Source organism: Ulvibacter litoralis (assembly GCF_900102055.1).
Taxonomy (GTDB): Bacteria; Bacteroidota; Bacteroidia; order Flavobacteriales; family Flavobacteriaceae; genus Ulvibacter; species Ulvibacter litoralis.
Genome location: NZ_FNBA01000004.1, coordinates 115,717 through 141,016 on the forward strand (window position 1 = coordinate 115,717; position 25,300 = coordinate 141,016).

21 protein-coding genes are annotated in these 25,300 nt (G+C 37.1%); 4 read left to right on the plus strand and 17 right to left on the minus strand.

The window, feature by feature from the left end; genetic code table 11:
* Nucleotides 1-3: 3 nt before the first annotated feature.
* From BLQ00_RS17800 to BLQ00_RS13120, 16 genes are all read right to left on the minus strand, one after another.
* The gene (locus tag BLQ00_RS17800; RefSeq protein WP_229792630.1) at nt 4-3,591 is read right to left on the minus strand and encodes an eCIS core domain-containing protein; all 3,588 of its coding nucleotides are present in this window, start codon (nt 3,589-3,591) and stop codon (nt 4-6) included.
* An 11-nt stretch (nt 3,592-3,602) separates the two neighbouring features.
* Complete coding sequence (locus tag BLQ00_RS13055; RefSeq protein ID WP_093144761.1) at nt 3,603-3,971, minus strand: hypothetical protein; 369 nt, start codon at nt 3,969-3,971, stop codon at nt 3,603-3,605.
* An 18-nt stretch (nt 3,972-3,989) separates the two neighbouring features.
* Nucleotides 3,990-5,531 (minus strand): contractile injection system tape measure protein, encoded by a 1,542-nt coding sequence (locus BLQ00_RS13060; protein ID WP_093144762.1) that lies wholly within the window; start codon nt 5,529-5,531, stop codon nt 3,990-3,992.
* 235 nt (nt 5,532-5,766) lie between these two features.
* Entirely contained in the window at nt 5,767-8,436 is a 2,670-nt protein-coding gene (locus tag BLQ00_RS13065; RefSeq protein WP_093144763.1) for a hypothetical protein, read from the minus strand.
* Nucleotides 8,437-8,447: 11 nt separating this feature from the next.
* Nucleotides 8,448-11,114: a YegP family protein gene (locus BLQ00_RS13070; RefSeq protein ID WP_093144764.1), complete on the minus strand. Its 2,667-nt coding sequence runs from the start codon at nt 11,112-11,114 to the stop codon at nt 8,448-8,450.
* Entirely contained in the window at nt 11,102-14,242 is a 3,141-nt protein-coding gene (locus BLQ00_RS13075; protein WP_093144765.1) for a baseplate J/gp47 family protein, read from the minus strand. The genes BLQ00_RS13070 and BLQ00_RS13075 overlap by 13 nt, the downstream gene beginning before the upstream one ends.
* Before the next feature lie 5 nt (nt 14,243-14,247).
* Nucleotides 14,248-14,658: a GPW/gp25 family protein gene (locus BLQ00_RS13080; protein ID WP_093144766.1), complete on the minus strand. Its 411-nt coding sequence runs from the start codon at nt 14,656-14,658 to the stop codon at nt 14,248-14,250.
* 11 nt (nt 14,659-14,669) lie between these two features.
* Nucleotides 14,670-14,957: a PAAR domain-containing protein gene (locus BLQ00_RS13085; protein ID WP_093144767.1), complete on the minus strand. Its 288-nt coding sequence runs from the start codon at nt 14,955-14,957 to the stop codon at nt 14,670-14,672.
* Between the two features lie 4 nt (nt 14,958-14,961).
* A complete protein-coding gene (gene vgrG / locus BLQ00_RS13090) occupies nt 14,962-16,707 on the minus strand; it encodes a type VI secretion system tip protein VgrG (RefSeq protein WP_093144768.1) in 1,746 nt (581 codons plus the stop codon).
* On the minus strand, nt 16,707-17,396 hold the full coding sequence (locus tag BLQ00_RS13095) for a CIS tube protein (protein ID WP_093144769.1): 690 nt from the start codon (nt 17,394-17,396) through the stop codon (nt 16,707-16,709). The genes vgrG and BLQ00_RS13095 overlap by 1 nt, the downstream gene beginning before the upstream one ends.
* The gene (locus BLQ00_RS17595; RefSeq protein ID WP_175445453.1) at nt 17,396-17,557 is read right to left on the minus strand and encodes a DUF5908 family protein; all 162 of its coding nucleotides are present in this window, start codon (nt 17,555-17,557) and stop codon (nt 17,396-17,398) included. The genes BLQ00_RS13095 and BLQ00_RS17595 overlap by 1 nt, the downstream gene beginning before the upstream one ends.
* 1 nt (nt 17,558) lies before the next feature.
* On the minus strand, nt 17,559-17,999 hold the full coding sequence (locus tag BLQ00_RS13100) for a phage tail protein (protein WP_093144770.1): 441 nt from the start codon (nt 17,997-17,999) through the stop codon (nt 17,559-17,561).
* Nucleotides 17,999-18,436 carry a phage tail protein gene (locus BLQ00_RS13105; RefSeq protein ID WP_093144771.1) on the minus strand — a complete coding sequence of 146 codons (438 nt, stop codon included), beginning with the start codon at nt 18,434-18,436 and terminating at the stop codon, nt 17,999-18,001. Before BLQ00_RS13105 ends, BLQ00_RS13100 begins: the two co-directional genes overlap by 1 nt.
* A gap of 39 nt (nt 18,437-18,475) precedes the next feature.
* The gene (locus BLQ00_RS13110; protein ID WP_093144772.1) at nt 18,476-20,410 is read right to left on the minus strand and encodes a phage tail sheath family protein; all 1,935 of its coding nucleotides are present in this window, start codon (nt 20,408-20,410) and stop codon (nt 18,476-18,478) included.
* 18 nt (nt 20,411-20,428) lie between these two features.
* The gene (locus tag BLQ00_RS13115; RefSeq protein ID WP_093144773.1) at nt 20,429-21,286 is read right to left on the minus strand and encodes a hypothetical protein; all 858 of its coding nucleotides are present in this window, start codon (nt 21,284-21,286) and stop codon (nt 20,429-20,431) included.
* Complete coding sequence (locus tag BLQ00_RS13120) at nt 21,283-21,876, minus strand: Pvc16 family protein (protein WP_093144774.1); 594 nt, start codon at nt 21,874-21,876, stop codon at nt 21,283-21,285. The genes BLQ00_RS13115 and BLQ00_RS13120 overlap by 4 nt, the downstream gene beginning before the upstream one ends.
* Nucleotides 21,877-22,134: 258 nt before the next feature.
* On the opposite strand from BLQ00_RS13120, the gene BLQ00_RS13125 reads away from it, so the two are divergent.
* The 4 genes from BLQ00_RS13125 to BLQ00_RS13140 are packed head-to-tail and all read left to right on the plus strand — an operon-like array spanning nt 22,135 to nt 24,600.
* Complete coding sequence (locus BLQ00_RS13125) at nt 22,135-22,491, plus strand: hypothetical protein (protein ID WP_093144775.1); 357 nt, start codon at nt 22,135-22,137, stop codon at nt 22,489-22,491.
* 3 nt (nt 22,492-22,494) lie between these two features.
* Nucleotides 22,495-23,184 (plus strand): hypothetical protein, encoded by a 690-nt coding sequence (locus BLQ00_RS13130; RefSeq protein WP_093144776.1) that lies wholly within the window; start codon nt 22,495-22,497, stop codon nt 23,182-23,184.
* On the plus strand, nt 23,157-23,954 hold the full coding sequence (locus BLQ00_RS13135; RefSeq protein ID WP_093144777.1) for a sensor histidine kinase: 798 nt from the start codon (nt 23,157-23,159) through the stop codon (nt 23,952-23,954). Before BLQ00_RS13130 ends, BLQ00_RS13135 begins: the two co-directional genes overlap by 28 nt.
* Complete coding sequence (locus BLQ00_RS13140; RefSeq protein WP_093144778.1) at nt 23,947-24,600, plus strand: response regulator transcription factor; 654 nt, start codon at nt 23,947-23,949, stop codon at nt 24,598-24,600. Before BLQ00_RS13135 ends, BLQ00_RS13140 begins: the two co-directional genes overlap by 8 nt.
* Here the strand turns inward: BLQ00_RS13140 and BLQ00_RS13145 are convergent.
* Nucleotides 24,597-25,253: an RluA family pseudouridine synthase gene (locus BLQ00_RS13145; protein ID WP_229792631.1), complete on the minus strand. Its 657-nt coding sequence runs from the start codon at nt 25,251-25,253 to the stop codon at nt 24,597-24,599. The two genes, BLQ00_RS13140 and BLQ00_RS13145, sit on opposite strands and share 4 nt — an antisense overlap.
* Nucleotides 25,254-25,300 lie beyond the last annotated feature (47 nt).

Genomic DNA, 25,300 nt, shown 5'->3' on the forward strand with positions numbered 1-25,300 from the left:
GTATTAAAAAATATCATTTTTTACATCTTTTGCCAATCCTGTAATCATATTTCCAATATTTAATTCAGGATACAATACTTCAATATCGTCAAACGACATATCGAATGGTTCGCCTTCTCGGTAATGAATAGGAAATACAATTCCAAACTGTATGTCGGGTCCCCAAGAGAAGGAAGCTAAGTTATATCGCCATGTTTCAGAAATAGAAAACAACCAAAGATCCAAACTTGCACGGGCAAAGGCATTTACGTCGAATGTGAATTTTGGTTGAACCGTAATCCTACCCGTCGCATCTATGGCAAGTCCCATTTGCGGACTCCAATTTACGTCTACTTCGGCGGCAGCTTCACCTTCCAATCCTAATTCTCCCGCGATTTCAATTCCGCCAGTTAAACTAGCAATTCCGATACTTACACCTAATCCTAAATCGCCTCGCAAGGTCAAACCTGCATCTGCTGGAATGGCAAATTCACCGTGCCCAGAAATAGTGGTTTCTTCTTCCCGATCGGGATTGTAAGTAACATCTGCGTATAAATCGCGTAATTGTCCAGGACCAAATCCAGCAGAAAAATCTAAGCCTCCTGTTATTCTAGCTACCAATCCTATACTTCGAGGTCCTAATGGAATGGCAAAAATTGGAATTTCGATTGCAGGCATTGAAAATAGATTGCGATCGATCGATTTTCTATTAAACACATCTACAGCGCTTGGTAGCGCAATACGCCCTGTTACTTCTATTTCTCCATTTGGTAAAAATTGTACGCCTGCAGTTGCCTGTAGCCAAGGGGTAAAGGTTAGGGTAAGGCTGCCGCCACCATATACACGCATGATACCGTCTGGCGCTCCGTTGGGCTCGCCGTCTTCGCCAATAGTTCGGTTGGTTGCGCCAATATTTACAGAGCCACTAAGCATCCCTCTGCTATAATCGGCAGTTCCGGCAATAGTCAGAGCGCCATTTTCGTACGTAACTGAGAGAGCTGTGTCAATGCCAGGAATATCAGGCTGTGCTGTTCCAGAGACGAATATAGAATAGGCTTCTTCACCATTTTGTTTTGAAATGGTTGCAGCAACACTACCACCTCGAATTCCAGGAATGTCATCTTTCAATTGAAAGTCACCACCAATAGAAAAACCTTCTTCAGTATACGTAGCGGTCATTGCACCTCGTTGAATGCCTGGAACGTCTAATTCTGCTTCTCCTGCTGCAGTAAAGGTATTTTCGGCATAGGTTGCTGTAATGGAAGCTGTTTTAACACCTTGTAATTTCCCTTCAGGAATTCCAATGGTTCCGGTAACAGTAAGTACTTCTTCTTCATAACTAACTTCAATGCTTGCTGGGTCAAATAATTCAGTATCAAAATTAAATCCGCCAGCCAATGCAAAACCACGATCTGTAGAAAAATTTCCTCTTAAAAATCCATCGCCAACATGGTTTATTTTAAAGTTCATCTCTCCATCAATACCAAAACCTTCGCTTCCGCAGAAAACTTCTAATGCAGAATTTGATATTTCAAAAGGAGCTGGAAAATTATAATCACTTTTTTCGAAAACTTTTCTAAAACGGGCTCCTTGCTCGTCTATAACGAGTTCAATTCCAGCATTTCCAATCAAAGGAACTGATGGCGAAATAATCCCCAAAGCACGGAATCCAATTTCGTCATCTAAACCAACTTCTGTGATGGTGATCGGACTCATATAATTAAAGAAGAGTGCATTTACAAAAGCTTGTTGTACGCTTGCTCTTTCAATATAGCCACCGTATGAAACACCTTCAATAGGACGGATATCAAACGATAAATTTGTTTTTTCACTAATGACGCCTGTGGATCCAGGGAAGGCGGTACATAGAATTCGACCGTTTCCGCCCTGATTTTCAGCACCCGATATAGAATTGTAAATAATTGAGTTGATATAGAGCATTGCGCCACCACGTTTTCCAATTCGAATGCTTAATCCGTCTTTTCTACCCGCTGCTCTGGCTTCTTCATCCCACGGAATGTTAATAGGTAAACCGCCTGTTAAGCCTGTAAATAGTACTAAATTATCTGGGCTACCACGAAGACCTGCGGCTTCAACTTCACTTTCCGTTAGAAATTTTAATCCATCTAAATGTTCCCCGTTTTTAATTTGATCTAGATCCCATTTTTCAGTAAAATTTTCAACAGTCATCGAATTGTCTGGAACCACACCGTTTTCGAAAGTTATTCGGTATTCATTTTTAACTGCGGTATACGAAGCTGGCGGACTAACTAGCTGTCCGGCACTTGCTGTTAGTAGTTCTGTTACCTTACGCTCTCTAGAGGCTCTAATGTAACTGCCAGACGATCTATTGGCAGTAGCATCCAGCATCCACATATTACTAACACTATCTTCCGAACCTCCAATTTGAAGTTCTTTTTTATGGTCTACATCATACGGATGGAACGCCCCATTTTTAGTCCAATAAGGTCGACTCGTTCGTCTATGAATAGCACCTAGACTTCCAAAAATAACCCCAGAATCACCATCGCCTGAGTGTCCAGAGTTTCTTCGTTGAGCCCGACTTCCTCCTTTTAATGTAAGGTAAAATAATTGTTGTTGCTGTCCGTCCTTTAAAGCAGGGGCATCACTCGAAGCTGCATAATCAGTAAATCGTGTATTGAAAGTAGATTGTCCTTCCATTGCTGCCGTTTCCCAAGCAGTAATATGTGTATTATTACGTGGGAAACCACCTGGGGGAATCTCAATTTTAGCCGTTGGGGTAGGATCTATGGCGTGTTTAAAAGTAGGAACCGGTAAACTAGGAATACTAATAGTTTTACTACTAGTATTGATGGTTCCTTTATCAGGATCTGTAAATTCGTTGGTTGGAGCTGCTATTTCGTCGGGTGTTGTCTCGGCAGTTGTAGTTGGCGGAATGGCAGCTGCTTTTTGTATCAGTTTTCGTTGTACCGATGCGCCTTGTTGTACGGTATGTGTAAGCTCATGCGCCAATAAATGTTGTCCTTCTTTGGATGACGGATTGTATTTCCCTTCATTAAAATAAATATCATTACCATTGGCAAACGCCTGCGCACCTAACTGTTTGCTCATTTGTACGGCATTGGAATCATTATGAATTCTCACATGACTAAAATCTGTACCGAAGCTAGATTCCATTTGTGACTTTGTGGTTGCTGGCAACGGATTTCCACTCCCTTTAGAACTGGCTAAATTAGATTCGAGACTCGGAGGTATCGTATTTGTCCCTCCTTTTGTTTGTATTGATTCCTCTTCTTCTGAAACACGTTGTACCAAAGGCGTAATTGTATCAGACAATGGTTTTTCTTGTAGCTCTTCGGAATTTTCTTGTTTTTGAATATCTTCTTCGGAAGCTTTTTGAACCGTAGGATTTGAAGTAGGAGGAAAGTAGTTATGGGTACTGAAGAAGCTGTTTTGCTGGTTCGACTTTTCAACTACCGAATCGGCAACACGATCTGCTTCTTGTTCGTATGCATCACCCGATTTTCCGACAGAAAGTTTTGTTTGAACACCAAAAAACGGATTGCTGCCCGTGCTTTTTGAAGCATTAGCAACAGCTGTAAGTCCGTTATTTTTGGCAAAAGCTCTCATATTATATTGTATTAGGACGTCTCATCTTCCTCCATTTTTTGAACTGCTTTTTCTTCGGTTTCAGTTTGCGGAAGCGGTTCCTCTTCTTCATCTTGCTGTTTCTGAACTGTTTCTTCTTCCGCAGCCATTTCTTCCTTCTGAATGGTAGTTATAGTATCAGAAAGTGATTTTTGCTGTACGCTCTCTTCTTCATTTTCCATTTTTTGAACGTTTGTGTTTTCAGCAGTTCCAACCACTGTATCAGCCATGGCATCTGCTTCTTTCTCATAAGCATCGTCTGCTTTACCTAACGCTAGTTTTTCTTGTACCGCTGGGAAAAATGGCGCATCAGATTTTGAGGTATCCGTTCTGTTTTTCTTTCTTCTTCTCAGCTTTTTCATAATCTTTCTTTTAGGTATTTACCATTCTATATGAATCATTTTTTGTTTCCATGGAAATTTTGCCAACGCTAAATTCCACGGAATTTTATCTAGTAATAAATCGTAAACTTTTCGTTGGACGTATATTTTTTCAGTGTCCTTAGTGAAAAATAACTTTCCTTCACGTACTAAAAATTCGTTTTGAAGTAATTCTATATTGCTTGATTCTAATGCCTTCCAGTGATCGAGAACTGCTTTTAATAGCGAATTACATTGTTCTTTTTGTTCTTCCGAAAGGGAAATCATTCTTTCTAAGGACTGCTCTAGAGGAAGTCCGCAGAGGTATTTTTCTACTGTTAATTCATGCTCATACGGTTGTTCTTTTCTACACGCTAGATAATGGAGTAGATGTACGGCAGTGGCTACTTTATTCGGTTTTATTGTTTTTTTGAGTTTCCCTTCTGAATCTTCGGAAAGAAAATCCAACCTTTCAAATAATAGAGGAATGTAAGGATGTAAAATGACCAACCCAGCATTTTGAACAAGAATGCCCTCATCTGAAATTTTAGTACTAAAGCGATCATTTTTAGTAATGCTTATAAATTCATCTTCTACTTTATTAGTGTCTAAACGGGAATAAGTCACCATTTTAGATTCAATGCTTTTAAGTGTTTCGTTATTTAGTGTAGTTGAAGCTGAAGGAGATGTGTTTTTATCTAGCGTCAACCGAATATTTTCTTGTTTTGTCTTTTTTAGAAGTATTCCTAGATTTAATAGTTCATTTATATAGGTAACTATTTTTGAAACTTCTTTAAGAAAAGAGAGTTCTATTTGATAGTTTTTCGTTGTTTTGTTGTTCTTTTTTATAGCAATAGAACTTATAATAGCATCAATTTTTTGAAGTAATCCAGCTTCCTTTTTTGTATATGAGTAGTCAAATACTGAGCTCCAAAAAGGAACTTTAAAGGACTGAAATCTTGAAGTTTGTGTCACTTTATATGAGGCATGTTGAATTTCTTTTGTATCAGTTATTGCCGTGTAAATAGCTTCAATCATTTCAAAATCGAATTGAAAAATAATCCGTTTCTGAATGTGTTTATCCTTCAATTTTTGTTTTAGTTTTTCAGAAAAGGAAGACACTTCCAACATATTTTGAAAGTCTGTTTTTGTAAATATTTTTTTTGAATCATACCACCAAGGATAGGTTCCTGCTTCAATAAAGAATAAAAACGCATCGCCTTTATTTTTAGCGGTTGTAAGTACATGTGGCAGTACAGTATTCGTACGGTTTTCTTTAGGGGTGTCTTTTGCAATTTGTTTTTTTAATGCGGTTAGTATTAGAGGTTTTAATTTTTTAAAACTAGTAGATTTATCTATATGGATATCTAATTCAATGTGATCAAAACGCACTATTTTATTAGGGAATTGTTTTGCCATTTCATCCAGCTGAATGTCCATTTCAGGTATGATTTCATTCTTAAAAAAATCACCTATTTCGTCATTAAATTGCGTCCCTACAGTTACAGAAGGTGTTTGTACCTCTATATTCAATTTTTTTATGATATTTTTTTCTGTAACCATTTGATTGTTAGATAATTTTAGGTATATTTATACTTTAAGTTCAGAAATGAATTACTGGGTTTTAAGTTTCAGTAATAGACGTGTGAAAAGTCGTACGGCGTAGTTGGTTTTCAACAACAAAGTTTGATAATAACAAAGAAGTTTCGGTAATTGGACCCATTGGGTATCATTCGGATTGCAATAATTGACCGACTGATACCCTTTTTTATGCCCTATTTTTAACGAAGCTTCCATATTAGATACTTATAGCGTTTATACCACTTGGGTTTCCGAAGTAAAAATCAGCAACCCCTTTATACTCAGAAAGAACCTCATCGAACATAGTATTATACGGACTTCCCGTGATATAAATTGATAGTTTTGTAACACCGGTTTCGTTATGTAAAAACTTTCTAAGGTTTATAAAGAGTACAATATCGTCGTGTGTGTTTTTTATATTTTCTCTACGATAGGTCAACATAGCATCGTTTACCCAAACACCGTTTACCCAATCGCCATCAAGCTGGTACGCTAACTTCACATTGGCTTCACTCGCTACAGCATCAAAATCTCTTTTTAAATTTCGAAGTGTTGTTTTTAAATCATCAGGTAATTCACTAGCACTAGTGATCATTCTTTTCAGTTTCGCTTCTTCAAAAAATGGATTTGTAACTAATCTGTCTCGTAATAAATACCATTTTGCCCATTTATCGTCATAGGTTCCGTAATCATCATCTTTATTAACGGGTGCAATCTGTGCATGTAATTTTTCGTAAAACGAAGGATTGTACGATTTTAAATCGCGGCATCGCATCGCATCAGGTCTGAATATTTTGTCGTTGCGGTACATCCCAGTATTGCTATACGTATAAATTGGATTGCTTCCTAACGTAGCATCTCGCAATCGAATAACATACCGATCTTCCTTCGCGCGCGTAATTACAAACCGCTTCTGATTTTCATTAAAATCAAACACCACTCCTTTGTCAAACTTGGAGTTTAGAGCATCTGTAATTGCATGCATTCTGCGCAAGAATATTTGTGACAACGGAATCGTAATTCGAACAGTTCGATTGATGAGTTGTTCGCCATTAATTTTATACTCTATAATGTCTAGCGTATAATTTTGAGGCATAAACTTTCGTCTGCTTTGTGTTCCGTTTAAACTACGCGATAAGTTGTTTAAATATTTCAGCGAACTAATCCATGGAAAAGTGCACTCCATCAATGAACAACAACCTTGCTCGTTTCCTTTTGCAGCGATTTTATACGACACACAAAAATCGGCAAGTATTTCTTCCTTGTTACTAAGTATAACAAAGGTTCCTCCTTTGTCAACACCTGCTTTATGAAGTATAGAAGGGTTGTTTTTTACAAACGAAGTAAAGGCTTGTGCATCTTCATTGATGTCAAATTCTACGATGTCAAAATCTAACGCGTATTCTTTTTTAATCGTTTCAATAGCTGTGATTCCTTGCGACGGACTCATCCCTAAATGACCTTCAATTCGATAAAAATTGGTGCCATCTAATTGAAAGTTTAACGGATTCTGAACCCAACTTCCAGCGGCTAAAAGTCCTTTATGATAACTTACGTTTAGGTTTTGTTTGTAATTTTGGGTTTTCTTAAAGTCCCAAAAACGTAAAAAAGAAGCGTCCACATCGTAATACGCCGGAATTGCCTTTTCTCCCAAATCTCCACAATTAATGGAAGGTGTAATTAGTACTTCTTGCGTGTTATGAAGATTGAAATTATCTAATAAAATACGGACTCTATTAACTAACGATTTTGCTTGTTTTACAATCGTTGCATAACCATTATTTACAGGAGCATGGTAAAAATCGTGACGCAATTCGGGATATACTTTTTCTGAATCTAAGCAGCCTAATAATAAATGCTTCGGAAAGGAATTTATATTCGGACAACATTCCGACTTTAACTGAAGCAAAAGTTTTGCAATTTCATTATACGTATCGCTAATATCTTTTGTAAGATCATATCTGTATTGAATTCGAGCGGCATTATTGAAATTATCTAAATCATCTATCTGGTTTAAAACCGTATTCCGAACCCCATTGCTAATATCTAATATTTCAGAAAAGCCATCAAAAAGACCACTGTAAGCAGCGTTTAATACATTTTTAGCTGAAGTAATTTTAGTTGTATATGCTTTTGCTAATTTTGAATATTCTGAAATGTTGTTATTTATCCCAAAATCGGCGTTTAAAATCACCTTTTCAACAGCAGTACTTGGTAGTGCCAAAATAGCTTCATACACATCATGCTTGTTAAAAATAGTGTCTTCATTATTTACAATAGAAATAACATCTTCTTTATCAATAAGTAGTGCTTTTACATTCTGAATATTGGGTTGCCCTTGGTTGTCACAATTGGTCGTTGTACAAATATCTGCGGGTTTGGCATAGCATTCTAAATAGAGCACCACGACTTTATCTGCTAGAAGGGTCGGTGTAAGTGAAATACCTTCCGAATCGTCTGGCGCATTAAAATCTGTAATTAATTCTTTTATGTCGATGACAGAAGAACCATTTCTAAAAGGGGCATATTCGGCATGTTCGTCTGCAAAGGTTTTGTAATGTGTATAGGTTAACTGCGCCACCATTTCTTGAATGTCCTTAAACGATTTCCCTTTTGGAGCTTGAAGATCTTCAATGTCGCGTTGCAGCTTTAATAAATCGCCGTCAGAGGTTATTCCGCAGCCTTGTAATATGGTAATTGAAGGCGCTTCTTTATTCAGTTTTACTGTAAATCCGCAGGCAACTCCAACTCCTGTAAGACACACGCGTGTTAATTTATCTTGCTCATCAAAATACTCCATAAACTCATTGAGCTTTGCTGAAGTAAGTACTTGGTCGTCCACAAAGGAGCTGTACTGTGGTGTTATTTCTAAAAGTGTTCGGCTCATAACGGTATGCTTTAAAGTTTCCCCAAATTGGTTCTTCCTAGTATAATATCTTGTTGTTGTTCTTCTTCATCAGTGTCACAATTGTGAAGTCTTCCCTGCGTGTAAATGGTGTGCAGGCTGCTCATTATTTTGGTAAGGCGTTTCAATTTCGTAATAGGTTGTCTCTGACCTATATTTGTTTTTGCTAGTAGCCATGCCTTATATGCTTCTTCCAGTTCTATCATTTCATTTTCATCACCTTCGGTATCATAACTTTTCGGATATCCAATCCAACAAATTTTCGCTAAAATATGTGCAGGTAATTCTTGCTGAATGAGTTCTTCCATAAAACGTCTAAAATCTACATTGGAGTAGCGTTCTGTCCAACCGGGTAATATAATAGACACTCGGAATGAATACGGATCAATACTCTCGCACGCTTCACAATCTTCCGTACAAATAGGTAAAAAGTGATCGGGAAGTGCATTTTCTTTGGTCACGTCTGGACGCAATAAAATATGTTCTAGTACGTACATTCCTTCATTTGGATCGAGGGTTTCCATGAATGCAGTAACTTTTGCAATGGCATTTTCGGCAGCAGTGCGCGTTGTAAATGATGAAATTCTTCTCGCAATTACATGTCGCTCGTCGCTTGTATCTGGGAACTCAGGATTGGTTAGGTTGAAATAAAACTTTCCAGAAACATTTGTTTTTATCTCATAGTTTTCTTCAAAGCGACCGTAGTTTTTTACGTTTAAAATTTCATTGTATAAGGCTGCAAGCGTATGGTAATGCTTACTCGAAGAAGATAAAATGATGTTTGAATTACTTCGGAAACGGAAGCGGTACTCAATTTTACCATCGGTGTCAATTTCTTCGTAGATTTCTAACGGATTGTCTGAAAAATTTCTTCGGAAATAATTCGGATTCCCTGTAATGAGTGCAATTCTTTTCTGAAATGCGGAGACATTTCCAGTATCCCATAAATCTTCAGGGGCTTGTTTCCAATAGTTGAAGCTCAGCGGACGCTCACAACCAATTGTTTCATAATTCTGAAGGAAACGTTGCTTTGTTTTTATCACCTCTTCATCGGTATTAGTACCATACAATTGCTTCATTAAAAAGGCGTAATCGCTAAAATTTTCAGCAAAACGAGAGAGTAAATGATCTAACAGTTCGTTACGTCTGCCAACAGTATCGTCTAGTTCATTAAATAATACATGGGTAATGTTTTCGTCTGTGGTGTATTGTGCAGATACTAAGCTGTCAAGGTCTTTCACATTATCTACCGCTTGTGAGAAGTAACTTTTTTTAAGGGTTCCGTTGATGGAGAAAACCTCTTTTACATTCTCTAAGTGTGCAAAATAACTGGCGAGAATCTGATCAAAAAATAACAAATAAGCTTTCAATTGTTTCGCCTTTGCTTTTTGGGCTACGGTTGCGCGTGCTTTGGTTCCAATTTCGCTCGTTCCATATATTTCAGGTAAATCGTTTTGAAGGGTGGTATAACTTCCCATATCTAAATAATCTCCCTGTGGCAATTCGAGTTCTTTGCTTTCCGAAGCGACCAAATCGATGGCCAATTCTTCTTCGGCTTGTTGTGCTTTCCGATAGGCTTCTACTTTGTCTTTATTGATGTTTAGCGGCAAAAACCCTTTAAAATAACTAAACGCACTTTTGTCGCAAAGCTTGGGTTTCCTATTTTCAGTAACACAGATATTCCATTCTTGGGTGTCTGTGGGTTTTCCGTCACATTTATTAATGGTAATATCACGAATCACATTGATGCCTTCAATTTGCTGAATGCGGTTTATTAAATCACTTAATCGCACTTCTTTTACCAATGCCGTAGCGCGTAATTCTTCCGAATCTATAAAACCATTTTCCAACATCGGACCGTTGTAAATTTGATCGGTTGTGTAGCCTTTTTCTAGCATTTCTTTAAGCGAATAGAAGCGGAGGGAAGGTGATAAATATTCTTCAATGGCATCTAATACATGGGCGTGTACCAACTCCTCATCTGCATTTGGAACCAATTCAATTTGAGCACAGACAGCAATTGGAAATTCTGAAACCTCCTCTATATTTATTAGGTCTTCGCACAGATTTCGATGCGATTGATACACTTCTCGAACTGTTTTCTTTAGTTTTTTGAGTTGTGCTTTTCGTTTGGCTTCTGTAGTGTAAATTTCGGGATCTAATTCGTCAATTTCAATCAAGACATCGTACAAACCGTTGAGTACAAATTCGTGTTGCTGCTTGGGATCAATTTCGAAGGGTTGGTAGGAAAGAAGATCCTCTTTACAATTAACATATACCGTTTTGTTGTGCTTCTTCAGCCAAGCGTTTTTAATTCCGTCAATATCAATAAAAACTTTCCGATAATCTTGAACGGTCACAGGCTTGATAGGTAGCGCTTTTTCCGCAGTTAAAAATTGAGTTTTTAGAAAATCGGGGGTGTCTTCTTCGGCTAAAAGTGTCGGAACAGGAAGTGACATTCGCGCGCCTAAATCGGTAATAGCATAGCAAACGGCTTCTAAAATGGTAATCCCAGGATCGTGGGAGTTGTAATCTGTCCATAGTTTACTTCCCAACGCCTCGATGTACTCAATTCCTTTTTTGCGCAGGAAATCGTAATCAAGATCATCTTGACTCGCTGTACTTTTAGCAATCGTTGTATATGGATCTATGGCAGACATATAGGATCGGTATTTGGTGTTTTCTTTTTACAATTAGATTGTATGGACTCAATGTCGTGTTGCTTTGCCGAAACCAAAATCGCTTTTGGAGACGACGGAACTATATTTGTTTTTACTTCGCCAGTGGTTTCTGGTGTTTTTATGTGTCGTAAAACTACACTGTCTAAAAAATCTACATACGGAAGTTGTTCTATGTAGGCAATCAATTTGCTTTTATGAAATGTAACGCCAAAGCGCAATCCCGCAGTTGTTTTATACGCCCAAGGCGATAAGTATTCTTTGATGTCTTCTTCCAATTTTGTAGTATAAAAATGTTCGTCGAAGCCTGTGTTAAACCGAACTTTTAGACTCACTTTAATTTCTTCATACTGCGGATTGATAATTTGAGCTGTCACAAATAGCGTGTTCAATTGATTGATGTACGATTGAATCTCATTCCGTTTTGCGGTACTGAGTCGTGGCTGAAAAATATCGAACGCATTCTGGTTCACCGTATCTGGAATGACCACTAGGGCAACATTTCCAGGTGCATGAAAGTTTGAATCGAGCGTATGCGTTAAGCATTTTACTTTGTGAACTTCGGGGAATTTCTCTAAAATGAGATGCTCATAATCCCACAAATTAATAGCACGATCGCGATGTCTAATACGTTCACTAATGCGCTGGTAATAGTGCGAATCACTTTCTTCAGGGCTTCCTCCAAACGTGCCATACGGTTGCGAAATACTCTTGATATGCGCATCCCTTTGGGTGAGTTTGCTAATGGTTTCTGAGGGAAGTCCATTTTCTAAATGTGAAAGCTCGTTGTTATTATTTCTGAAAGTTGCCGTTACCACTTGCGCTTTAATAGCCATGAAGCGACAAACGGTATCGAAGCTTTTATCGGTTTTAGCACGTAGCCAAACCATTCCTGAAGGCAATAATGAGTGCTCAATAGAAGCTTCTCTCGGAATGCTAACTGTTACAATTCCTGTTTTAAGAAAGTTATCGGTTGTATTTCCTAATAAATGATTGCTTTGTAACGGAAACCAATCGTTTCCACTTAACACTGCCCATTCTATTTTTTCGTTTTGAGTGAAGGAGGTCGCTAAAGGATTTTCAGTGCCTTCCAATAATTGGAATAAAAGCTGTACTTGTTGTAATGCTTTCGTGTTAGTGAGTCCAATGTACAATGCACCTCCTACGCAATACTTCGGAACAATAGTGTTGTTGTTTTCTGCTTGGCCAAAAGGATGCTCGTGAAATAATTGAATCTTGTCAAGATTTTTAGTGGTGCCTGGCGGACTTAAAAAGTTAACCATTTGCGTCGCAGTATACGTGAGGTATAATTTCTCAAGAATAGGTGTGTACGGCTCGTTGGGTAATAAAGTATCTTCAGTATTAGTGATTGCCAAAGCATATACCTGCGGAAAAATAGCGTGTAAAAACGACTGATTTAGTGCTAATTTCAACGGACCCGTTTTTCCAACGACGTAATTTGATTTGGCGTTTACAGAAAGCTGCAACTGAAAGGGATCACCTTCCGAAGAAAATAAAACATGGTTAGACGTTAATGTATCGGTTGTTTCGTTGTTGTTAAGTGTGACTTTAGCTTTAAAATAATCGTTGTCGTCTACATATAAATTCGTGGGTGTATTAGCAGTAATTTTAAATCCATCGACTTCTTTTACAGCTTGAAAAATACCATCGGTAAATTCTTGATACAATGTTTTATAGTATAAACTTGGTGATAAATTCCGACTACTATTGTTCTTCCGATAGGCAATATAATGTTCTCTAAAATCGGGAGGTGTATTGAGCCAATCGCCTTTTAATTGGATGTTGGTCCATTTTTTACTGAAAGCTTCCGGATAATCCACATAAAAAGCAGATTTTGCAATCGGTTGCGCGCCAAATGGATGAAAAGGCTTGTTGGCAGCTAGGTTTCCTAAATCATTCCGCAGTATAACATTTTCAGCTTCAGAAACCGTTACTTTTATAGATGCTGCAAGAATTCTTTTTTCTACCAATTGCGTGTATAAGGAATAACCTACCGCATATTCAGGTTGCGTTGTTTTCAGAAGAAACCGAAATACAGGATGCGTTGTTGTAAACCCTTCGCCGTGGATTTCTTGATTGTATGGCGTAATAGCTGGCTCACTTTTAGGAATTGCGACAAAAAGATCTAAAACATTCCCAGAAAGAACTGTGGCAAATCCTGTTTTACTCGTAGTTTCAATTTTATACGGGCCAAGCCACCCTTTTTCGCCTGTTGCGTATACTTCTATAACTTCGGAAAGTTGCGCGTTAGTTAAGGATGTAAATGCTTTGTTTGTCGCATAGTGGAACAAAATATCACGGTGTCCTTCCTGTAAATTCAAGGTAGGTGAGGCGATGGCAAATCCTAATTTTGGTGTATCTAATGGGAGGGAAGGCTTGTAATGTTGTGGGTATCCAAATGGAAGCCATTGTGGATTTTCTTTAAAAGGTTCTCCTTTCCCATCTACCGAATTTACTTCACTCGCAGCGTATAATGCATTCTGTTCTGTAGCACTTTTTTTATGATGATGATACACACTCTTTAAAGAAACAACCGCAGCTTTATTTACAACCACCTCTTTGTTCGTAGTATATTGAAGTCTTTTTCCTTCGGAATCTTTTCCAGCTTCAACAAATGTGTCAGCTTCAATATTAGTTTCCGAAATATTCTTGGCCACTTCAAAAATGAGGTGTACTTGATCTGATACAGGCGCTTTTTTCTCTATCTGAAGGATTTCCTGATAATAGAAATCGAGATGCCGTTTTGTAATAGAGTTAAACCTATTTTTTGAAATTTCTAATAACTTCAGAAAACAAACAAATAGCGTAAGATGCGGAGTAAGCTTGCTTCCAGATTCAATCTCGTTAATAAATGCAGCAATTTTATCTTTTTCTAAGAAAAACGATTCCCAAGTTCCTGCAGGCGTTGTATCATTTTCGATACTGAAATAGTTAACTTCTTTTGCAAAGGTATGCGCAAACTGCATCCATTCTGCCACCGAAAAATCATTCAGCTTCAGATTCTCAGGCGCAAGTGCATTGCGAAACCGTTGCGATTGTGCAGTGCCGCCATGTTGTAATAGGAATGTATTTTCGCAGTTCTTAGCCATGGTTGTTATACTTCAGATCCTTCAACTTTATAAAATGGAAAGACCATATTTGCTCTCGAATTTGTATTCCGAACTAAGTATTCGATTCGGATTAAAATTTCACCTTCTAATTCGTTAGTGGTGTCTAGTTCTATTTTTAGCATATCAATTCTAGGTTCGTGGTATAAAATTGCTGTGGTAATTAAATCTTTGATGTAGGTTTTTAATGTTACATCTAAGGTTTGAAATAACATTTCTTCTAAGTTGCACCCGTAATTTGGTAACATCACGCGTTCGCCCAAACGGGTGGATAATAATATCTCTAGACTTTGATTAATATCTACTACGCCTGTAGTAGTTACAAGGGTTCCTGTAGTTTTATCAAAATGAGGAGGAAAACTCCAACCTTCTCCTAAAAATGTATTTTCATCGTACATATTCTTTCTTTTTATCCAATTAATACGGTTAAATCTCCCAAAACAATGGTTCCGCCATGTGCGGTGGTGTCGCCCATTCGTGCGGCGGGTTTACCACCAATAAGTACTGTTGACGAACCTCCAATAATCATATCTGGGGGACCGGTACATGTTGCCATATCTCCCATTCGTGCGGCTGGCATACCACTAATTAATACGGTAACATCTCCTGGAGGTAAAATAGGGCCTCCAACGTGAGCTCCTGCTGGAGTTACGATGGGACACACATGCATGTCGTTTATTCTGGCTGCTGCGGGCATATTTTTAATTTATTTGTACTAATGATCCTTTTAAAACGGCAATTCCACTTGTCGATACTTCTGCACCGGAGATTCCTTCCGCTTTAAATTGAGTATTTGCATTTATTGTTACATTGGTTCCTTCAATGGTTACGTCTCCCACTGCTTTTAGTGTTACATCTTTACCGCTATTGGCTATAATTCCATCGCTGTCTAGTGTAAGGGTGTTATTATTGTCGTCTTCAATAATGATAGATCCTGCTTCTTCATCAATGGTAATTTTTTTACCTGCGGGTGTTTCAATAGTGATGGATTTTTTATCATCGTTAAATAGCAACTTCATTTCGCTTCGGGTGACAAACCCTTTTTCATGGTTGTCGTCTGTTGCATCGATAGGCGCCGGTTTTGCGCTACTGTTCAACATTCCGAGGACAACAGCATGGTTTGGATCGTCGTTTATGAATCCCACAATTACTTCATCTCCAATTTCTGGTCTAAAAAAAGCACCTCTATTTTCTCCAGCATCTAGCGAAGCGACTCGTGTCCAAATCCCTTGTTCTTCGTTATTTATGATCGGTATTTGCACCAATATTCGGTCTTCTCCATCGGGATCTGACTCTAATTGAGAAACAATCCCTATTTGTAATCCATTTACGGCTGGTAGCAACCCTGAGGCAGGATTTTCATTGATGTCGTATGTTTCGCTAAACCATTGCGGATTGATTCCAAATTCGGCATTTATGGTCCAATTCCCATCTACGAGCTCGTGTCGAATTGCGCTGATAAAAACAGATCCGTTAAAGCGGTCTCCCACACCTTCAAGTTTTAAAATGACGCCGGGTTTTACTTCAGGGATGCCTTGAAATTTTACGTTGCCTCTTGTTTTTGATAACTGCTGAAAAACTGCTTTCGCATCACTCCATTCTTGCAGTACAGCCGTATTGTAGTTTCCGCCTTGCTTTAGTTGTAAGTTTTCAACATCAAATACTTTCGCCAAATCTGAAGTAGAAATATTTCCATTTACTACTAAATGTGGGTTTCTAGCTTCATTTTCAACAATTTCTTGATCTGAAGGATTCCATCCGTAGCTTGTTATTTTATTATATTGATTCCGTGCATCCATTTCAGCATCGAAAGAAAGAAGGGTGTCACCGTATCTAATTGTTTGAATTGGTGCTTCGGAAAGATTCGGTTTGTCAATGGTTATTTTACCGTCATCCACAAAACAGACATAACCGTTCGCTTGTGCTCGGGTAATCATAAAATCCCAATCGGAAGCATTGTATTGCACCATTTCTTTGTGGTCGTAATTGGTTTTTGCGATGTCTATTTCGATGTTATAATCATTAAGAATCTCCTCGATAATAGTACTGTCTGAGTTGTCGTAAAAGTATTTGCTTTTGCGTCCGAGTGTTGTTGCAACCGCTTTATCTCGGCACTCTACAATAAGAACGGCTCCGTTTTCTCTTATTTTTAGGCTCTGTTTTATAATAAGTCCTTTAAAAATAGTTGCTTCGTCGTTGTGGTATCCAGCTTTAATTTCAATGTCATTTCCTGGAATAAGCTCATCTTTATTGCTCAACGGAAAGTCTTGACTAGCTGCACTACCATCAAAAAACACCAATTGTGCAAAAGGAATTCGATTAACCTCTTTTTCTACTGCGATGCTTTTTACCTGATAGGTTTCAGAAATAGCGCTCCCATTAATTAAAATAGTAAAGGTTATTAAGTCTGAACTTTGCGAAGTGTTTATGGTTCTTTCGTTACTCATTAGGTTGCTTTTTCGATAGGAGGAAACTTAATTTGTTGTCCTGCGGTTAATTTTCTGAAATTGGTGAGTTTGTTGGCTTGTGCCACTTGTAAATAATACTTGCTGTCTCCGTATATTTTAAAGGTCATAAGCGGTAATGTATCTCCTTCTTTTACTGTTCTGATGTGCGTTAAATCGGGAGAGTTGTTATTTTCTCTAGCCACTCGAAGGTCGTCTTCTACCGAGCCTTTAAATTTAGTTTTTACAACAGCGCGTATAGGTGTACCGTCGGGAGCAAAGAGTTTAAATTCGATGGACATTTCGAGTAGCGTTCCTTTAAATAATAAGGTTCCCCAACCAATGAGAACATAATTTGGTTTGTGTTCGTCGCCACTATAATCAAAAATAATTTTCTTGAATTTATCAATATCTTCAATAATTCCATCGCCATTTTTATTGTCATTTCCTTGAAGAACGCCGGTTCTGTCAAACAGAAAATCGAGTTCGAAATCTTCAGGAGGAGTACGTACAAATTTGGGTTGCGTAGCACTAGTTCCTTGCCCTTGTGCTTCGGTATATTCCACTTTGTATTTAAACGTGTATTTTTCAGGATTTAATAAGGTTGTAAACTCACCATCGTCCACTTTTTCGGTGTATTTATCATCCTTATATCCTGTGACACGTAATTTTTTCAGTTCTCCTGTGCTCATTACCGTTCTTTTTTACGATTTTGAATTTCTAGTACTTGCTCTATACAGGCTCTCATAATTTCTTCTGCTTTCTCTCCCGATTTTTTTTCAGCAGACGCATTGGTCTGATTGGGATCATTGACAGTTACTTTAATGATAAGTTCTTTAATTTCAATTGGCATACTAAACGAGGGTAAAATAGTTATAAGCTAATTCGATTGTTTCGATGGCTAGTTTGTTTTCTTCAGCATTAAAATCATCTACCGACCATTTTACAGGATATGCGTTTATAACATTCCAGGTTACTAGCGGCTCGTGCTCATCATTTAAAAGTTTCACGGTAAGATCTACAGGTTTGAATTGAAAATTTTCAATAGCATCTCTGCACCAATCGATCAAATTAGAATCGGTAACCATTCCTCGTTTTAATACCAGGTTTGGATATTTTGTTCGTACCGGAAGCTTATGTTTAAACTTGTTTTCTCCTCCTTCGGCAAATTCTTCTGTGTCTATATCTACGGAAAGACCCGAAACGGATTGAAATTGCATATCTGTTTCTTGTTGGGTAATTCCGTTGAATTCCACTTTAAAATGAAAGCTAACTGGAGGATAGTACGTTGCCATTAATCGCCGTTTTGAATTACTAATCCTTCGTGTGCAATCTCCATAGATTCGATAGCGGTCTCGTTACCATCACCTTTTAAATCGGTAGATTGAACTTTAACGGGCCATGCATTTTTAACTTTCCAAACAATTACAGGTTCATGTGCTTCATTTAGTAGTTTTATAGTTACATCTCTACGTTCTATTTTGTTGAGTTTTACAGTATTCCACCAGGCAAAATATTCGTTGTCATTTGCAAACGATCCACGTTTTAGAGTGATGTTGCTAAATTTTTGCATACCAGGCATTTTTATTTTGCTGTATTCCGGACTTGCTCCGTGGCGGTATTCGATCATTTCTGTTTCTACATCTAGTCCTGAAACTTCAGTGAAACCTATATTTGTTCCTCCCCAATCTACTGAGAAGTGAAACTTTACTAAAGGATATAAATCGGCCATTTTTGTTTGATTTTAAAGATTATTAATTTGTCTAATGATTTATGATTCTTGCATTTTGTGAGAAAACTTCAATACAATGAATTCAGCAGGGCGAACCACAGCCATTCCTATTTCTACGTTCATTATTCCGTTTAAAATATCGTCGGCAGTCATTGTTTCCCCCAATCCTACTTTTACATAAAAGGCATCATTAGGTTTCGCTCCGGCTAAAGCTCCTGCGCGCCATTGTAGAATGAGAAAGTTTTCAATCATAGCTCTAACTTTAACCCATGTATTGGCATCGTTAGGTTCAAAAACAAATTGCTCGGTTGCTTTCTTGATAGACTCTTCAGCCATGATAAAAAAGCGTCGTACAGGAACATACCTCCATTCATTGTCATTACCGGCAAGCGTTCTTGCTCCCCAAACTAAAATTCCTTTACCAACAAAAGGTCTTATTGCATTTATCGATTTTCCTGCGACCACATCTACATTTAAGCCTTGTTGTTCTTCATGCGAAATATTTACGGTAGGAGCAACCACCCCTGAAATACTCACATTTGCAGGCGCTTTCCATACACCGCGATTGTTATCTACGTAGGCATAAACACCTACCATTGCACCGCTTGGAGGAAGAATTACTTTTTGAGCATTAATGGCTGTTATAATTCCTCTATACACAGCATCTACTTGCGACAGTGTTTCGGTGGTCGTAGTACGTGAAGCCTTTAATTCTTCAATAAAAGCAGCGACTAACGCTGTTAGTTTGTCGTAGATTACTTCAAAATAAGGAGTAATTCCAGCTGCTGTTCCAGTGGCTTGAAAAACATTATTTCCTGCACTTTCAGGAATACTAAAAGTCAAAGTTGGAAAGGCAACAGCAGGATCTAATGGAGCAACACTAAGATCTCCTAATCCAGGGCTAGCCCAAGGCGACGGACCTCCATTGGTGGAATCGCTAAAGTGAATATAATCGTAAAAGGTTTTTAATAAACCGTGAAAAGCAGAACCATCTTTGGTGTAACGTGTATGAATGGATGTTGAAGAGTTAGAATCTGCAGTGTTATCTGCAAAAGAAAGATCAAAAAACTCTTTATACGCATCAAAAATGTCTTCCACATAAGCAGGTAAGTTTGCTAGTGATGGAGTTCCTGGAACTGCTGGATCCACAGCCGGTACTGCTTCAGCGGCAGTGATATCTGCATCTTTATTGGTAATCGCAGCAACGATATCAGAATTAAAAAAAGATTCGATGGCAGGGACAGGATTTCCTTCTTTGGTAAATGTTCCGTTAACGATGGTGTCATAATCTATTTTGAAAGGAAGCGTTGTTTTAATCCAAGGGTAATATGCTGCTCCGTATTTTAAATTATTCATTCCAACATAGCTTCTAAATACTTCTACAGGATCGAGTAGTGGAGTGGCTTCTAAATCACCATTTACAATATCTAACACTGCAAATCGGTCTTGTAATTTGTTGCATTGCGCTAACATTGCAGCGTGAACTTCACCTGCATTTTCTGCTGAGAGGTGTACCGATTCTGGTATGACTAATAAGGTTGGTTCGTCTACTTTATGTAGTGAATCCAGTCCAGCAGTAAGGTCTTCTTTTACAATTTCTGAAGTAAGGGCGTTATAACCTCCCACAGAAACCACATAACAATCGCCACCTCCATTGATATAAAACATGCGAATGGAGTCGTAAAGTAAATTAATACTGTTGATGGTTGCCGATTTTACGGTGTTGTCACTTTTTAAATCAATATTGATAGTGGTTGGGTCTGGACCTTTTCCAAATAAAAACTCGTAGTCGGGGAGCGAACTAATTTTTATGGGTTTAATAATCTCTTCAGTGTGATAATCGGTCCCACTAATAAAGGCTTTTTCTGTGTAGCCTATAAAAGCTGGGATTGCTGTTTCTACCTGAGCTACTGAGGGTGGAAAGGTTGAGATTTCCTCCACATAAACTCCCGGTGTTTTAAACGATGTTGCCATAATTTTAAGGTTTAATTTTTATATAAATATTTCTGAAATTGTTTCTATAATCGTTCCGCCGCCATCTTTCACAAAAAGCAATCGATTGGGCGCTGCGGCAGGACGTTTTATACTGTCAAAACTATATCCAACAATTCCGTTTTTTACTAAGGGTAACTCGGTAGGGGACTTATGAATAAAACTTCCGTCTTTTTGATCTAAATACTGCCAGAAAGTTTCTCTGTTTTTAATTTGTATTTTGAAAGTAGGTGGTGTTGCTGGAAGTTGTCCGCTTCCATCTAGTAAGCTTTTAGAAGGAGTGTCTGCTTCAACTTGAAGCGAAATGATACCAAATAGGTTTTGTGTTTCTGTAGCTGAAAGTTCTTCGGAAAGTTTTACGTAGGTAGCTTCAGTACTGGTGAAATTAGAAATTAAAGTATGAGGTATTGTTTCCTCTAGATTAATTTCGCTGAAACTGACCGGTTCTGTATCAGGTTTTTTATTCGAGAAATAGAAAGGAGTAGAAGGGGTAGCTACTACGGTTGAATAATTTTCAAATAGAGAATCTTTAATATACAGTAGAAATTGAAGCGTCTCGCTTTGCGAAAGTTCAATCTTAGGTTCAAACAGGTTTGGAGTTACGGTTTCTTCCGAAGCAATCCATAACGAAAAGCCAGTATTCGTTTCTTTAAATCGTATTTTTTGACCCGCTAACATGCGTTGTGTTTTTAAAGACGGAACAATCTTTAAAAAGCTATTGAGGTTATACTTTTCAAGTTGTTCTTCTTTTAAGGTAGGTTCACCAAGATCGTCAAAAGCTGTAGTGCCATCGTCTAAAAAATAATGATGGTACGCATTTACATGGCATAAGGGTTTATATGTTATATTAAAACTCATTGTTTGGTGTCTTTTAGAGTGGCTTGTACTTGACTGATAGGTGTTCCGATATCTTGTATGATATCATTTTCGATATGTAAAATACTCACTTTGTAAAGTACGCTAGGCACCGATTTACCTCCTAAAGTGCCCCAGATGTAATTCAATTGTTCGAAGGTTGGTGTGTAGAGGTCAACCACAAATTTGAATTCTTTTAAATCGTCAAAAGCAGAATTACCTGAAGAAAAAGGTGTATTTGTTTGTGTGAATACTTTTTTGGATTGAAAAAAAGCAATGATGTTAGAAATGGATATCAGTGATTTTTCGTACATCGTTCTATTTGCTGCAAATAGCACATAGAGGTTGAGATTTACAGGTTTGTTCTTATAAATCGTTTTACCGTTTTTAAACTCCGTATTAGGAATGTTTTTTAGCGTAGTTTCTTCTTCAAGATTTAATAAAGTAACAACCACTCTATCCTTTATTTTGGTGAGTGTTGTATCGTCAAGTTTGGCACTGTTTTCTAATAGTAAAACACTATCGTCATTAGGTTTTGTACCCAAATACGTGGTAATTTGTTCCATTAATATTTCCAATGTCTCGTATATCATTTTTAGAATGGTATGAAGTAAGAATAGGGAAGTAGGGATGGGACTATAAAGTTATTAAATATAACTATCTAAACAATAGTTATTTACCTATTATTTTAGGGTTTTTATCTATTAATTTGGTCAGTGTAATCACTCTGTTAGAAAAGGCGAAACCCTTTTTTGGGTTAGGGTTTTACCTATTTTTTGAATTTGGTTAGGAAGTAGGGTTGCTTTTTGTTTATTTTAGATACTTAATTACTAACTAAACTTACAAAAATCATGGGGAAACCAGCAAAATGCATTACAGAAGCAGCTGCAAGACAATTACAAGATAATTGGGTTGCTACGCGAGCATCAAGTATTCAAAATTCATTAGGAGTACAAGACACAAGAGAGTTTGTGTATTCTGTAGAAGAATTACAAGAATTTTTGGATTACGTTAGAGAACAATCTCTAAAGGATGGTGTTTCATCGCCAGGGATACGTTTTTATTTTGCAGCTTATAATAGTGATACTTCTACAAAAGCAACGATGTTCATGTCTCCAACAAAAGGAATTGCAGCTAATTCGCCTAATAACTACAATATTGCGCCTATGAATGCTGGTATTGGAGGACATCCACCAACAAATTATTAATAAGTGAAGTATACTTTTACACTTCAAGCCCTAGAGGTAATTGCTTTTATTACAAGTATTTATTATTACCGTAAGGATAGAACTAAATATACATTATATCTTGTTTTATTTTTAGGGCTAACTGTGTTTTCCGAATGTTTCGGATGGTATGCCTATTTTGTAAAAGAAGGGTCTTTTTTATATTTCTTAGAAGGAACTCCATTCGAAAAAAATTATTGGTATTTCAATATTTACCTAATAATTAGTATGCTTTTCTATATTCATTATTTTAAATGGTATTATCAATCTAAAAAGAACATCAAATTAATTAATATGCTCTCTATTTTATTTTTAGTGGGGAGTATTACATACTTGTTTTTTACACCTATCTTTTTTATCGGCTTTTCACCTTTTACAATGATTGTAGGAACATTATTTGTGTTTTTAAGTGTGGCCTTGTATTATTTAGAGTTGCTAAACAGTAATAGAATATTAAAAATACATAAAACGTTGCCTTTTTACGTCTCTGTTGCGGCACTAATTTGGCATTTATGTGTAACGCCATTTATGATTTATAGCTATTATTTTAGCAATTCGTTAGACCCAGAATTCGTGAAACTTTATATCATCGTGGTAAATAGCACAAACATTTTAACATATTCAATTTACATAGCAGGATTTTTAATATGCTCAAGAGAGAGGGACCTTTATTAGAACAGGAGACACTACTTATTATTTATTTTGTAGCTATTTTGTTATTCTTTACTGTTTTTACGGTCGTGTTTGTGATTGCTTTTCAACGCAGAAAAAATAAATTTTTAGTAGAACGTCTTGAAGTAGCTCAACGTTTTGAAAAAGAAATTGAAAAATCTAAACTAGAGATTCAAGAACAAACCTTCAAAAATATTGCTTGGGAGCTTCACGATAATGTAGGGCAGTTGCTTTCTGTAGTCAATATTCAGCTTAATATGTTATCGCATACGGTTCCACCATCATTTCATCCTCAAATTGATGAAACAAAAGATGTTGTAAAAGATGCCGTTCATGAGATTAGAACTCTTTCAAAAATATTAAACAACGATGTTATTTTAAAAAACGGAATTTTAACGTCGATCGAATTAGAGTTAGAGCGCTTTAATAAATTGAGTTTTTTAGAAGCGAAACTAAAAGTAGAAGGAACTCCAGTGGCTTTTAAGAACACCAACGAGATTATCTTATTTCGAATACTGCAAGAGTCTTTCTCAAACATTATAAAACATGCAAAAGCAAAAAAATTATTTGTACTTTTATCCTATAAAGAAAACCTTTTAGAGATAGAAGTAAAAGATGATGGTGTTGGTTTCGATACAAGCTTAATAACAGATAGTTCGGGTATGGAAACAATGAAGAGTAGAGCAGAATTACTACATCTCGATTTTTCAATCAATTCAACGATTGGAAAAGGAACAACAATATTTTTAAAATATCCGTATCAAAATGACTAGTTCCCCAAAAGCAAGTATTGTAATTGTTGACGATCATTTATTATTTGCAGAATCTCTTGAAAAACTAATCCATTCTTTTCCAGGTTTTAAAGTATTGTACCACGCTAAAAATGGATTTGATCTTCAAAACAAAATTGCTTCAGAAAAAATTCAGCCAGAGATTATTTTATTAGATATAAATATGCCTGTAATGGATGGGCACGAAACTCTTCTTTGGCTCACAGAGAATCATCCACATATTAAAGTCTTAGCTCTTTCTATGGAAGATGATGATGATATTATCCTAAAAATGCTTTGTAATGGTGCCAAAGGTTATTTACTTAAAGACATTCATCCCGACAATTTGATTGAAGCTTTACACGAGGTAATGGACAAAGGATATTATCATTCCGATAAAGTAAATGCAACACTCTTACAGTCGCTTCACGATGATGGGAAAGCAGAAGCACCCGTTTTTAAAGAAAATGAATTAATTTTTATGAAGTTGGCTTGTAGCGAAATGACTTACAAAGAAATTGCATACGAAATGAATTTAAGTCCGAAAACAATCGATGGATACCGTCAAGACTTGTTTCATAAACTACAAGTTAAAAACAGAGTCGGTTTGGTATTGTATGCGTTAAAAAACGAAATATCCATTCTTTAAAGGCAAGCATTCCAAATAACATCATTGGGAGGAGGTGCTACAATGGTCAGCTCTTCTTTTTTAATGGGATGCACAAACGTCAATTTTCTAGCGTGTAAGTGAATACTCCCGTCTTTATTACTTCGGTTAAAACCATATTTTAAATCTCCCTTAATAGGGGATCCTATTGCTGAAAGTTGCGAACGTATTTGATGGTGACGCCCAGTTTCTAGTGCAATTTCTAATAAAGTGTACCGATCTAATTTTTTCTGAATGGTATAGGTTAATATCGCCTTTTTGCTTTCAGGAACTTCTTTACTGTGCGCGTACGATTTGTTTTGCTTCGGATTCCTTTTTAGAAAATGGACTAACTTTTCTGAAGCGTTAGGAGGGACCTCTTGTACTATCGCCCAATATGTTTTCTGTGTTTCTCTTTCTGCAAATAGTTTATTTAAACGGGTCAATGCTTTTGAAGTTCTTGCAAAAACAACCACGCCACTCGTTGGCCGATCTAATCGATGCACAACACCTAAAAATACAGCGCCAGGTTTGTTGTACTTTTCAGAAATGTATTGCTTTACAACTTCCGAAAGTGGCGTGTCTCCTGTATTATCTCCTTGTACAATATCTCCAGGACGCTTGTTTACAATCAATAAATGATTGTCTTCAAACAACACTTGAAGATTCTCCTTGGTACTATGTATCGAGTTTGATTTTTGGA